The organism is Bradyrhizobium sp. SRL28, assembly GCF_018596315.1.
Classification (GTDB): domain Bacteria; phylum Pseudomonadota; class Alphaproteobacteria; order Rhizobiales; family Xanthobacteraceae; genus Bradyrhizobium.
Window position 1 is genome coordinate 1 of record NZ_JAHEAG010000018.1, and the last position, 11,737, is coordinate 11,737.

General features: G+C 63.1%; 16 protein-coding genes. 6 read left to right on the forward strand and 10 right to left on the reverse strand.

The genetic code is table 11. From position 1 onward, the window contains the following. Positions 1 to 19: 19 nt before the first annotated feature. Positions 20 to 799, reverse strand: coding sequence for a cobalamin-binding protein (locus tag KIP88_RS27730; RefSeq protein WP_214491428.1), 780 nt, complete (start codon positions 797 to 799; stop codon positions 20 to 22). A gap of 103 nt (positions 800 to 902) precedes the next feature. On the opposite strand from KIP88_RS27730, the gene KIP88_RS27735 reads away from it, so the two are divergent. After that, positions 903 to 1,301, forward strand: a complete 399-nt coding sequence (locus tag KIP88_RS27735; protein ID WP_214491245.1) for a PaaI family thioesterase — start codon at positions 903 to 905, stop codon at positions 1,299 to 1,301. A gap of 2 nt (positions 1,302 to 1,303) precedes the next feature. Here the strand turns inward: KIP88_RS27735 and KIP88_RS27740 are convergent, their stop codons facing one another. The 3 genes from KIP88_RS27740 to KIP88_RS27750 all read right to left on the reverse strand — a co-directional run bounded on the left by KIP88_RS27740 (position 1,304) and on the right by KIP88_RS27750 (position 4,512). Next, a complete protein-coding gene (locus tag KIP88_RS27740) occupies positions 1,304 to 2,353 on the reverse strand; it encodes a phenylacetaldoxime dehydratase family protein (RefSeq protein ID WP_214491246.1) in 1,050 nt (349 codons plus the stop codon). Positions 2,354 to 2,381: 28 nt separating this feature from the next. After that, positions 2,382 to 3,395, reverse strand: coding sequence for a carbon-nitrogen hydrolase family protein (locus KIP88_RS27745; protein WP_214491247.1), 1,014 nt, complete (start codon positions 3,393 to 3,395; stop codon positions 2,382 to 2,384). 163 nt (positions 3,396 to 3,558) lie between these two features. Next, positions 3,559 to 4,512: a helix-turn-helix domain-containing protein gene (locus tag KIP88_RS27750; RefSeq protein ID WP_308163652.1), complete on the reverse strand. Its 954-nt coding sequence runs from the start codon at positions 4,510 to 4,512 to the stop codon at positions 3,559 to 3,561. 250 nt (positions 4,513 to 4,762) lie between these two features. Between KIP88_RS27750 and KIP88_RS27755 the strand changes: the two genes are divergently transcribed. After that, positions 4,763 to 5,383: a GNAT family N-acetyltransferase gene (locus KIP88_RS27755; RefSeq protein ID WP_214491248.1), complete on the forward strand. Its 621-nt coding sequence runs from the start codon at positions 4,763 to 4,765 to the stop codon at positions 5,381 to 5,383. Between the two features lie 178 nt (positions 5,384 to 5,561). On the opposite strand, the gene KIP88_RS27760 is transcribed toward KIP88_RS27755, so the two are convergent. The 3 genes from KIP88_RS27760 to KIP88_RS27770 all read right to left on the reverse strand — a co-directional run bounded on the left by KIP88_RS27760 (position 5,562) and on the right by KIP88_RS27770 (position 6,958). Then, positions 5,562 to 5,864: a hypothetical protein gene (locus tag KIP88_RS27760; protein ID WP_214491249.1), complete on the reverse strand. Its 303-nt coding sequence runs from the start codon at positions 5,862 to 5,864 to the stop codon at positions 5,562 to 5,564. 86 nt (positions 5,865 to 5,950) lie between these two features. Beyond that, on the reverse strand, positions 5,951 to 6,250 hold the full coding sequence (locus KIP88_RS27765) for a putative quinol monooxygenase (protein ID WP_214491250.1): 300 nt from the start codon (positions 6,248 to 6,250) through the stop codon (positions 5,951 to 5,953). A gap of 21 nt (positions 6,251 to 6,271) precedes the next feature. Continuing rightward, the gene (locus KIP88_RS27770) at positions 6,272 to 6,958 is read right to left on the reverse strand and encodes a DUF2161 domain-containing phosphodiesterase (protein ID WP_214491251.1); all 687 of its coding nucleotides are present in this window, start codon (positions 6,956 to 6,958) and stop codon (positions 6,272 to 6,274) included. Between the two features lie 193 nt (positions 6,959 to 7,151). On the opposite strand from KIP88_RS27770, the gene KIP88_RS27775 reads away from it, so the two are divergent. Beyond that, the gene (locus KIP88_RS27775; RefSeq protein ID WP_214491252.1) at positions 7,152 to 7,865 is read left to right on the forward strand and encodes a hypothetical protein; all 714 of its coding nucleotides are present in this window, start codon (positions 7,152 to 7,154) and stop codon (positions 7,863 to 7,865) included. Here the strand turns inward: KIP88_RS27775 and fabG are convergent. Beyond that, on the reverse strand, positions 7,862 to 8,542 hold the full coding sequence (fabG, locus tag KIP88_RS27780) for a 3-oxoacyl-ACP reductase FabG (protein WP_214491253.1): 681 nt from the start codon (positions 8,540 to 8,542) through the stop codon (positions 7,862 to 7,864). The two genes, KIP88_RS27775 and fabG, sit on opposite strands and share 4 nt — an antisense overlap. A gap of 233 nt (positions 8,543 to 8,775) precedes the next feature. Here fabG and KIP88_RS27785 point away from each other — a divergent pair, with 233 nt between their 5' ends. Both KIP88_RS27785 and KIP88_RS27790 read left to right on the forward strand, forming a co-directional pair. Further along, complete coding sequence (locus KIP88_RS27785; protein ID WP_214491254.1) at positions 8,776 to 8,976, forward strand: hypothetical protein; 201 nt, start codon at positions 8,776 to 8,778, stop codon at positions 8,974 to 8,976. Between the two features lie 67 nt (positions 8,977 to 9,043). Then, on the forward strand, positions 9,044 to 9,730 hold the full coding sequence (locus tag KIP88_RS27790) for a hypothetical protein (protein ID WP_214491255.1): 687 nt from the start codon (positions 9,044 to 9,046) through the stop codon (positions 9,728 to 9,730). 14 nt (positions 9,731 to 9,744) lie between these two features. On the opposite strand, the gene KIP88_RS27795 is transcribed toward KIP88_RS27790, so the two are convergent. Next, positions 9,745 to 10,491 (reverse strand): tyrosine-protein phosphatase, encoded by a 747-nt coding sequence (locus KIP88_RS27795; RefSeq protein WP_214491256.1) that lies wholly within the window; start codon positions 10,489 to 10,491, stop codon positions 9,745 to 9,747. A 92-nt stretch (positions 10,492 to 10,583) separates the two neighbouring features. Between KIP88_RS27795 and KIP88_RS27800 the strand changes: the two genes are divergently transcribed. After that, positions 10,584 to 10,901, forward strand: a complete 318-nt coding sequence (locus tag KIP88_RS27800) for an MliC family protein (protein ID WP_214491257.1) — start codon at positions 10,584 to 10,586, stop codon at positions 10,899 to 10,901. A 92-nt stretch (positions 10,902 to 10,993) separates the two neighbouring features. Here KIP88_RS27800 and KIP88_RS27805 read toward each other — a convergent pair whose 3' ends face one another. Then, complete coding sequence (locus tag KIP88_RS27805; protein WP_214491258.1) at positions 10,994 to 11,191, reverse strand: DUF2735 domain-containing protein; 198 nt, start codon at positions 11,189 to 11,191, stop codon at positions 10,994 to 10,996. Between the last annotated feature and the right edge of the window lie 546 nt (positions 11,192 to 11,737).

Below are 11,737 nucleotides of genomic sequence, written 5' to 3' on the forward strand. Positions count from 1 at the left end.
GCGGAGAGTTCGCGGCCGGTCACCCCCACAACGCTTTCACGATCGCATCAATCCCATCGGTCAGCGCCGCCGGTCCCGGCTGCAGGATGACCGTCGACTTGATCTCCACAATGCGATTGGCGCGCACCGCCGGAATTTCGCTCCAGCCCGGGCGCTGCCGGATGCGATCGGGCACCACCTTCTTGCCGCACCAGGAGGCGAGGATCACATCGGGCGCGGCATCGCGCACCACATCCGGCGCAATGATGCGGTCCTTGGCTGCCTGCTGAAACCGCAGCTTTGGAAGCGCGTCCTCGCCGCCAGCGATCTCGATCAGTTCGGACACCCAGCCGATGCCGGAGATCAGTGGATCGTCCCATTCCTCGAAATAGACTTTTGGCTTGGGCGAGGGCCGGGGCGTTGCCGCGATGCGCGCAAGACGTTCTTCAAAGCTCCGAGCCAGCTGATCGGCGCGCTCGGCGGCGCCGACAATGGCGCCCAGCGTGCGGATCATCGCGAAAATGCCCGCGATGTCGCGCTGATTGAAGACGTGGATAGCGACGCCCGCGCGCACCAGATCGGCGACGATGCCGGCTTGCAGATCGGAGAAGGCGAGCACGAGATCGGGCTCGAGCGCGAGAATTTTCGGGATGTCCGCGGAGATGAAGGCGGAAACCCGCGGCTTCTCGCGGCGGACTCCCGGTGGACGTACGGCATAGCCGGAGACGCCGACGATGCGGTCCTGCTCGCCGAGCAGGTACAGCGTCTCGACGGTCTCTTCGGTCAGGCAGACGATCCGGCGGGGTGGGAACTGGCGCATGTCGCCGGTATGCCGAATTCCGGCCCGCACAGAGGTCATTGCCTGATTTACCGGGGCCATCCATTCTGTCTGAGAAATCGCTTCAAGAAGAACCGGAGGACGAATGACGCCGCTCGAAAAAATCCAGTCGATGAAGATGCCGTTTGCCGAGCTGAAGGGCGTGACCTTCACCGAAGCCGGAATGGATCGGGTGGTGGCCAAGATGCTGGTGCGGCCGGATCTCTGCACGCTGCGGAACACAATTCATGGCGGCGCGATCATGGCATTCGCGGATTCGGTCGGCGCTGCGGCGACCGTCATCAACCTGCCTGCGGACGCCAAGGGCACTACCACGATCGAGAGCAAGACCAATTTCATCGGCGGCGCCAAGGAAGGGTCGACGGTAATCGCCACCGCGACCCCGGTGCACCGGGGGCGCCGCACCCAGGTCTGGCAGACCCGGCTGGAGACCGAGGACGGCAAGCTGGTCGCAGTCGTTACGCAAACGCAGATGGTGCTGTAGCTTCAGGCGGCGTCCACCGTCTGCACGGCGTTCAGCATTCCGGTTTGCGGATGACAATCCACATATTCGAAAAGCTGTTCGTCGGCGCGGGCGACGGTGACCTCGTGGTAGAGCCGCAGTTTCGCGGCCGGCCCGAGCGTCGACAAATATTTCATGGCGGCGCCGAATATCCTGACATGGGTCGGGTGCGATTCAGCCCAGCGTTCCAGCGCCGACAGGCTCTTCCACCAGCTCATGCCGTAGGATTTTTCGGTCGCCGCGCCGTCGGGGTCGACGACGGTCATGTAGCGGTTGGCGTAGCAGCCGATCGAACGTCCCTGGTCGCGCAGGAAGTCCATGCCTTCGCGCAGCACCGGCTCGACATCGCCGAGGTACATCTTGCGTTCGGCGGCTTCGGTGTCGCCCCAGTCCTGACCCGAGCGGATCAGGCAGACATTGTCATGCGGGATGATGCGGATGCGCGCCCCGTCGCGGATCGCGCGGGCGGCGCCTGAAGGCGCCATCTCGCTGGTCTGGGACAACGGGATGCGGTCGCGCATGCCACCCCAATAGGCGTGCTCCAAAACCTCGCCGCTCATGCCGTCGGCGAGAACCGCGACACCTTCGGGTCTTCCGAGGGATGAGAACAGCGTCTCATAGCCTTCCACGGACGGGTAAAGTGCCTCGATGAAGGTTCCGAACCCGCCGTTGGTCCGCTGCTCGCCGGTCCAATGCTCGCGCGCGGCCGGAAACCAGCGATCGAATTTTTGCCGGTCGTCCCAATAGGCCACCGTGACGACGTTGGTGAAACCGGCCTCGTCGACATAGCTCGCGCGGTCCCAATGCGTTGGGCCGTCAGCCGTTGCGAAATCCGACGCGAGCCGCGCCAACGCCTGTTCCGCGGCGGCCGGGGGCGCGCCGCGGGATTGGAGGCCGAAATAGGCCATCACCACCCGCGTCACGCTTGGCTTGTGCCGCGCCACGAAGGACGGATAAGGCGGCGCATAATCGTCGCCGACCCGGCGGTGACGCGTTCGTGCGGTTCGCAGATGCTCGGGGATCGCGGATTCCATCGGCCTGCTCCTTCGGAATTGAAGCGCGTCAGGCCTGCAGCCTGATTTCGCTCATGACCTCGGCATCGACGGGAAGCGAGAAATGTTCGACGCGGTTGGCGCGCGTGGTGTTGAGCAACAGCCGCGTGACGTCCGGCCGCGAATAATGCCCGGCCGGGTCGGCGGCATTCTTCGCCACCCCGATCATGCCGAGATCGATATCGGCATACAGAATGCCTTCCTGGTCGGGTGGGAGCTTATCGGCAAGCGAACTGCCGTCCGGCCCGTAGATCACGGCGTGGCCGCCGCCGGTATGCAGGAAGGCGTGCTTTTCGGGGGAGTCGCAGAGCTCGTCGATCATCGCCTGCGAGACGACCGCGCAGGGGCCGAGGAAGAAGCACGAGCCTTCGACCGCATAGACCTTGCTGGCGGCGTTGTTGACCTCATGGCCGAGCGCATGCGCGAACGGGTCGTACAGCGAAAAACTCGGCCAGGCGCCGACATGCACCTGTTCGTTCTGGGCGTACATCGCGTATTTCGACAGCGGCTGCAGGTGCTCCCAGCAGCACAGCGCGCCGATCCGTCCGACGTCGGCGCGATCGTGGACCGCAAGATCGCTGCCGTCGCCTTCGCCGAACACGGTGCGTTCGGCATGGGTCGGACGCAGTTTCCGGCGCTTGGCGATGGTTTCGCCGTCGGGGCCGATCAGCCACTGCGCGATGTAGAGACTGCCGCCGTCGCGTTCGGATAGCCCGAGCACGGCGGTCAGCTTGGCGCGCTTCACGGCGTTGCGGATCTTTTCCGCCTGCGGGCTGTCGAAGGCGAGGGAATTGTCGAAATTGCGCTGCACAAAGCCGCGGCCGATCGCCCAGGCGGGGGCGCCGAGCCAGATCTGCCACGGGTATCCGGGAATGAAGGTTTCGGGAAACGCGATCAGCTTGGCGCCTTTCACGGAAGCTTCCTCGATCAGCGCGATGGTCTTGTCCACGGTTGCATCGAGATCGAGAAAAACCGGCGCCGCCTGAACCACCGCCACCTTGTATTTCTGATGAACCAGACCCATCGCACCATTCCTTTCGCATTGGAGGCCGACACTCGCTGATCCCGAGCCTACAGCCATGGCAACGCGCGCCGCTTGTCTGCAGCGGAACGAAAACTTGTCTTAACGCGCAGATAGACGCCGGATGCCTGGGACGTGGCAGGAAGGAGATGCCGGCGGGAAGGCGTTATTGGCGCGGCTGCTCGCGCCATTCGCGCGGCGAGACGCCGAACCGCTGCTTGAAGATGCGGCTAAAATGGGCGAGGTCGTTAAAGCCCCATGCGAAGGCGATCTCACCGATGTGCCGGGCCTGGTAGGCAGGGTCGCCAAGATCGCGCTTGCAGCGCTCCAGCCGCTGCATCTGCACGTAACCGCGGAACGAGGTCTGCTCGGCGGCCATCAGATCGCTGGCGTAACGTGGCGAGATTCCTGTCGCCGCCGCGGCGCGCGGCAGCGATAGCTCGGGATCGGCGAGATGCGTCAGGATATGATTCTTGAGGCGATAGAGCAGCGCCGATCGGTGGACCGACTGGTCCGGCAAGCGCGAGTGCAGCCTGTCGGCCAGCGTCATCGCGAGCAGGTCAAGCACCTGGTCGAGCAGGCGGCTTGCGGCTGCGGGATCGATCAGCTCGATCGTCCTGCTCACATTGCGCGCGAAATCATAGGTCAGCCGTTCGAGCGGACGATCGCCTGTAAATGCAGTCGCAGTTAAGCTGTCGAACGAGCCGACGCGCTGTTGCAGCAGCTTGCGCGGCATCTGGAAGATGGTCTGCGAAAAACTGTCGTCGAAGCGCAATTCGTAGGGGCGCGTGGTGTCGTAAAGGACGAATTGTCCGGCGGAGACGATCGCCTCGCGGCCATCCTGGTAGACGCCGTTTACGCCGTGGTTGCCCAGCGCCATCAGCACGTAATCTTCGCTGGCGCGGGCTATTCGCGATGGCGTGCGGAAGACGCGCTGTGCTGTGGAATCGACCTGCGTGAGCGCTACCGGCCCGATTCTGGATTGCGACACCGCGCCCCAGAACGCGCCCCGCATGTCCGATTTGCAGTCAAGGCCGACGAAAGTGTCGCAGACGATGTCCTGCCACACCGCAAGCCGGCGCTCCGGAAGGCACGAACTCGTGTCGAGCACGACAGCCACGACGGACCTCCACGAACCATCCGAATGTGTCGCCTAAAGCCAGAAATAAGCAATCCCCGTGCCCAGTCTGCGCCGGGCGGCCAACCTTAACAATTGGTTAATGAATGTGCCGCTAAGTCGCTGCAATTACTGCCATTATTTAAGGCAGCATACGGACAATCCGGGCTTGAATTTCATGTTGCGATGCACAATATAGGTGGTCTAGGGATTCGACGCCTCCTCGAGGGCTTCTCTCAGAGGAGTTTTGGATATGTACCTCACCCATATTGCGGCCGCGCTCGCCAATAGTAGCGTGCGCACGCTGAGCCAGCAGGAAGAATTGCCGCTGTTGCGCGATCACCTGCTGCGGCTCGACCGCACCAGCCGCCATGACCGCTTCCATGGCTTCATGGACGACAGCTTCATCGAGCGCTACGCCGAGAAATGCGCCAATGACGGCACGACCATCATCGCCTTCTTTGAAAACGGCGTGGTTCGGGGTGCGGCGGAGCTGCATCCGCCGGACCAGTCACCGGATTCGCTCCCCGAGATCGCCTTCAGCGTCGAATCGTCGGTGCGCCGCCGGGGCGTCGGCAGCATTCTCTTCAGAAAACTGATCACGGAGGCGCGCGCCAAGGGTTACAAGAGCCTGCGGATCACCACCGGCGCGCAGAACGAGGCGATGCGGGCGCTTGCCAACAAGTTCGGCGCGCAGCTTGTGTTCCGCCACGGCGAATCCACCGGCACCATCGACCTGACGAAACAGGATCAGACGGAGCTTGCAACCACCTGGGCGGACAGCACGCTGAATGCCGCGCGCACGGTCGCGAATATGAACCGTGCCTATTGGCGGATGCTGCTTCGGATGTATGGCGGGAGCCGCGCCGCCTGAGCAGCGCGTTCAATCATGCCAATTCGCTGATCCAGCGAATTGCCCAAAACCTTTAGAGCCCGGTTCTGATTGAATCAGAACCGGGCTCTAGTCTTTTGTTTTGACGCGTTTTTACGCGAAACGGTCTCCACGCCGGATCAAGTCCGCGGCAGGCTTTCGCTCAAAAACGCTATGGGCTTCAGGTGCCGGTGCGCTTGTCGTTGCCGAACCGCCTGATAACGCGGCGCTCGACCACGACGGCGCGCTGGGCGCCTTGCTCGCCTGCGATGATGCGGGTGGCCGATCGCGCTACCGCGCGGCCGGTCTTCTTCACTTCAGCCAGCACTTCCTCGTAGGGCAGTCCCATCAGCGCGGAAGCGATTTCCGCCTGCTGCTGCTGATCATCGGTGATCCCCACCGCGGCGAAGATTGCCTCTTCCAGCGTCGGCGGATCCCGCCGGACGCGTCGTGTGCCGTATTTCGTGTTCCAGTCTTCGCTCATAGGGGCCTCGCATCTGATGCGGAGATACCTAAGTGCCCTCATGTTGCATTGCAATATGAATTTCACATGTCATTACAGCCATGCATCTACAATTTCTCCAGCCTGGTAGCGTCGTACAGTTCGATGGTCGTGGCCTGATCGGCGAGCTTTTGCAGCGATCGGACGAAATCGCGCGAGGCGGGGACGGCAAAATGGGCCAATAGTGCGGCGCGATCGGCCCATTGCTCGAAAAACACCAGCCGCAACGGATTTTCGCAATCGACATGCACGGCATGCGAGATGCAGCCGGGCTCGGTGCGCGAACGACGGACGTGCTCGAGGCTCAATCGGCGGACTTCGTCAAAACTGTCCGCGCGCGCGGTCACGCTGCCGGTCACCACGATCATGATATCCTCCCGTTCTCGCCGTCATGGCGCGGGATTGCCGGCGGCGGTCAGATCCAACGGCTGCTGCGGCCAGCGTTTCAGCGCGGCATGTCCGGCATCGGTCAGCACATAGATGCCGCGCTCGGCGCGGTCGAACCAGCCATAGACATTATGCAGCAGGATTTTTCCGGCGTCGGGAATTTCGATCCGCAAATCCTTCACACGTCGCGGCCCGCCTGACAGCGCCGAGGCGCAGGCCAGCGCCTGTTGCCGGTAAGCCGTCATGATCGGCGCGCGCGTCGAGCCGCCCATCGCAGGATCGCCCTTACGCTTCTGATGCTCCGCGACCAGCCGTGACCGCTTTTTTGGATTGCGCCGCGGGGCTGCCGTCGCAGGCTGGACGATCACCTCGACATCGCCCGTGTTGGTGACGGCGAGCATGCCGAAACCAAGGTGGCGGCAGAGATTGCGATAGCGCGCGTCGCTTTCGCGGCCCTTGCCGCGGGCAGACAGTTTGGCCGCGAGCCAGACCTCGTCGGCCGCGCCGGCGCGATCGACCGCCTGCAGAATCAGTTCCAGGTTGAAGGCAAGCTTCAGTTCGCCGATCACCACGATCGGCGGATCGTCGCCGCTCAACGCCACCAGATCGCAGCCCCCGACCTCGCCCTTGACGGTGAAGCCGAGCTTTTCGAGGAAGCGTTTGACGGGAAGATAAAGCGCGGTTTCCAAATTTCGCTCCAGCGGCGGACGCAGCCGCGACTCAATCCCGCGGGACTCTAGCCGAATTCCGGCAAAGCGTTTGATTGGATAGCACGGCAGCGGCTATTGTCGGAGCGGGGACAAGGCCAACGGCAATTGAGGGAACCTGCGATCGATCGTTCGCGGGGCACTGGTATTTGCCAATTTCCGGAGTGAGCAGGGCGTGCTGCAGGGGTTATACAAATTCCGTTTCACGACGGAGCGCGGGGAAGGTTCCGGCGTGATGTTCGCCACCGCGGGCGGCGGGCTCTACGGCGGCGATTCCGGGTCTTCATTCGTTGGCCATTTCACCGAGGCCGACGGCATCATCTCCGCCGAATGCATGATGTCGCGCCACTACCACGATCCCGCCTATGTCCCGATGTTCGACGTCGACAATATCGCGATGAATTTCACGGGTGTGGGCCGCGGGGAGGAGGTTCATTTCGAGGGCGGCAGCGCGGCCTTGCCGGGAGTCCGGTTCACGACCGTCCTGAGCCCGATCAACGACGTCGACGCGCCGCCGCCCGGTGTGGTCGGACCTGACGGGATCGGCAACGGGCTCTATTCCATCCACATCCGCATGCTCGACGGTATCGACGCCGGCAACACCGGCGTCATGATGCTGCGTGATGGCAGCATCAGGGGCGGCGACGCGTTCTTCGACTATATCGGGGCCTACTCGGCGGCGAACGGCAGATGGAAAGGCGAACTCATCAACCGCGAGCATACGTCGGCCAGGAGCGAGCGGCCGCTGTTCAGCGGCCATGAAGTCGGCATCGGCTTTTCCGGCACCTACGACGACGATGGCGCGGAAGGCGAAGCCACCGCGCTCGCCGGCAAGCGCAGCATCCGCTTCAAGGCCGTGCTGCGAAAGCTGGTGGAGGTGGAGGGTTAAACCCTCCCGTTCACCGGCAGCAGGGCGCCGGTGACGGCGCTGGCCGCATCGCTGGCGAGGAACAGGATCACGTCGGCCAACTCCCTCGGCGTCACCCATTTTGCGAAGTCGGCTTTGGGCATGCTGGCGCGGTTGGCCGCGGTGTCGATGATCGACGGCAGCACGGCATTGACCGTGACCTTGCCCTTGAGTTCGGCAGCGAGCGCCTCGGTGAGGCGATGCACGCCGGCCTTGGAGGCCGCGTAGGCGCCCATGCCACTGCCTGCCTGCAGCGCGCCCATCGCGCCGATATTGACGATGCGGCCGGTGCCCGACGAGACGAGATGCGGGATCGCCGCGCGCGAGGCATTGAGCGCGGTCATGACGTTGAGCGCGTACATCCGTTGCCAGGTTTTGGGATCGCCGTCCGCCACCGTTTCGAAGGCGAAGCCGCCGGCAATGTTGATCAGCGCGTCGAGCTTGCCGAAATGCGACGCGGCGGCAGCGATCGCCTTGCCGGCCTGGGCCGCATCGGTCAGGTCGATGCCGCCGAGCTCGAACAGATCAGCCGTGGCCGGGGCCTGCGTCGGCGCGTGATCGACGCTTGCAATTTGGGCGCCCCGCGCAAGAGCCTCGTCCACCACCACCCGGCCGAGCGCACCCAGCGCGCCCGTCACGACAATGACTTTTCCGTCCATTGAGGGCCTCCACATGCCGGGGAAAGGGAGCGCACTCTATCAGGAGTTTTTCACTGGCAATGAGGCGAATTTCTGCATGAGACGGTCGGTCTCGCGAGCCCAAATTGCCGCGGCTGCGTCTGTGCGGACTACGGAACGGGGCGGAATCGATAAAATTTGCCGGAGTTCTGTAAGCCGTTTGCAGACTCCGCTCGATAGAACCGGGATACCAACAAAAGGCAGGGGAATTCGTCATGGGTTTGGTGGATCATGGTTTACCGCTTGTTCAGCTTAAGGAGCAGCGGCGCGACCTGGTCGTAGCGTTGCAGAATCGCAGCGGTCCGGTCTCGAGCTGGGAATTGATGCAGATCGCGGCGATCCAGCAGGCGATCTCGGCGTTCGAGGACGTCATCGCCGATCTCGATGCCGAACTGGAAATGGAAGCGGCGGCCTAAGCCAGCAACGTGCCGCGAGATCCGTGTGCAGCTTTACGGAGCAGGCGCCGGAGCGTAGGATCGAGCGGTGCGCTCCGCTCTGACATTGCCGGTCGTGCTCCTCGCATTGTACGCACTGCAAACGGTTGCGGTGCGGGCACAGGCCTGTGTCGCCGATCAAGGTGGCGACCTTGTCTGTGGTGCGGGCAATAGCGCGTCGCGCGTATTCGCCGACACCACTTCGCCATCCAAGAATTATGCATTCGCCTGGCGGACCGCGCAGGGCCTGCCGTCCGGCCGCGATGCTCCCAACGGCGTCGAAAACGTCCTGATCCGTGTGACCGATGGCGCGGTGCTTGCCACGCTCGGCGGCACCCATTGGGAGACTGGCGAGATGCGGGCTAACCGCTCCGAATTGATGGCAGCGTGGTCGCCGGATAGCCGGGCCGTCGTCGAGGTCGCGAACAGCCGCTGGGACAGCGATTCCTTTGCGTATTACCGGATTGATGGAGCAACGGCGACCAAGCTCGATCTGCGCGCGCTGGTCGAGCCTGTCTTGACAGCCAGGCTGCCGCCGCGAAATCGCGAGGGCAATTCGTTCCGGGTGCATGAGGATCTGCCCGTGACACTTGATGCGCGGGGCCGCCTTCGTTTTACCGCGATGCTCTATGTGCCCAAGGGCGAAACCAGCAACGACTACGTGGTGCAGGTCAACGTCAGGGATCGAGGCGGCAAGCTGTCCGCGCAGGTCGTGTCGGTGCGGCGGGCAAATTAGGTACGCCTTGCAGATCAGTCTTGCAGGTAACGCGCTTCGAGATGGGCGCGTTCGGCTTTGCCGAGGCCGAGGCCATCGCGAAGATAAGTTTCGAGATCGCCATAGTCGGTATCGATGGCCTCGAACGCGGCGGCAAGGAACGATGCCTGCACTGACCCCAGCACCTGCCTGATCTCGTCGGGCAGGTCGGTGCTGTGATTGGGATCCCTGCGGTAGAAACGGTTGGTCAGGAGATAGTCTTCCGAGATGATGTCGTCGGAAACGCCGAGCGTATGCAGGATCAGCGCGCAGGCAAAACCGGTGCGGTCCTTGCCGGCGGTGCAATGGATCACCAGCGGCGCGCGATCTTCCAGGAGATGCGCAAACAGCGTGCGGAAATGCTGCGTGTTGTTCTGAACATAGCCGCTGTAGGAATCGCGCATCACGTCGACGGCGTGGTCCGTCGATAGCGGCGTGCCGGCGGCCGCGATGGCGCGCAGCGCCGCGACAACAGTGGGTTCGACCGGCAGCGAATGAACGGTGATTTCAGGCATGCCGCACAAGGCGGCGGCGCGTTCCTCGGTGCCGCGAAAGTCGAACGCGCTGCGGACGCCCAGCTCCCGCAGGACGGAGACATCGTCATCGGTGAGATGGCCGAGATGGTTGGAGCGGAAGATCTGCCGCCAGCGCACGGTCCGGCCGTCGCTTGTCGGGTAGCCGCCGAGATCGCGGAAATTGCTAGCGCCGGAGAGCTTGAGATGGCGGGTGGGAGAGGTGGACATTGGCTGGTTCGGACGATCTCGAGCGGCGGACGGGGGAGGGGCATGTTGTCCGCTCCCGTCTCGTCTATACTGAACCCAGCAGGGGGCGAAACATGAATTGTCGCAGAAACACGATTTTTGGCGCGGCGCTATGCGTGGCGGCGATTGTAGCCGTACCGTCGGCCGCGTTCGCGCAGTCGACTTTCCGGAACTATCGCTGCGCGGATGGCGCGCAATTCATGGTCGGGTTTTTCCAGTACGACAAGCGCGCCCATCTGCAGCTCGACGGCAAGGCCATCACACTGCCCAAGCGGGTGGCGCTGTCGGGATCGCGTTATCAGGGGAAGGGCGTCACCTTGCGGATCACCAAGGCCGGGGTCACGACGCTCAAGCATGCCAAGCGGCCGGTCACCACATGCGAGCAGACATGAAAAAGGGCCGAAACGATATCGTTTCGACCCTTTTCAGTTCACCGTCCGCGCCCCATTGAGCGGGCGCGTCCCTGCTAAACACCTCCCGGACATCAGTGGTCACGCCCGTTCTTTTCGTCCTCGATGGCGGCTGCGTGGTACCAGCTGTCGCAGCAAGCCGCGAGGTTGGCCGGCGGGGCGGCAAACTCGGTCTTGGCCTCGCCATAGCGACGTCCCCCGAGAGCCGCGCGGCCCCCGGTCGGGAATTGGTAGATCCTTGCGGACCCCTGATTTACACCTGTATTCATCATGTCAGTCTCTCCTTGCGCCGAAGCAACAGCCTCCATGGTGCGCCCGACTCGTTCTCTAGTGGTTACATAAGTCGATATTGTCGGTGCTCCGAGCGGGAGGAAGGTGACTAAGAGAGCGCCACTTTCTGTCTAATTCGTAGGCATTCTGGGCATTGCTTCCTGCAAGGCAGCGGGCGGATGACCAACGCATGAGCCGGCGCTATGGTTGCCTGGCTAGGTCGGTGTCCCCCACGGATGCCTCGAAGGGGTGCCGCAGCTTTAATCGCAGAGCGGCCTGGAAGCGAAAATGCTGGAGAAATGGGCTGGATTCGGACAGCAAACCTGCCGCTGCGTCGCCCGATTTGTGGGCCTGCCGCGCTTCTATGTCGCAGCTTTTATTTTAGCCTGCGGCCAAGCCGCCCTGTGGATAGCCTCTCCCGCAGTGCAGCGATTGGCACGTTAAATGCTTAGTAAGACGTGGCCTGACGTGGCCGGGTACACGTATGCGGAGACTTCCAGGGGGCTGGGCGTCAAAATCCAGATTTCAAGGCTTCGGTCTTCCGCATT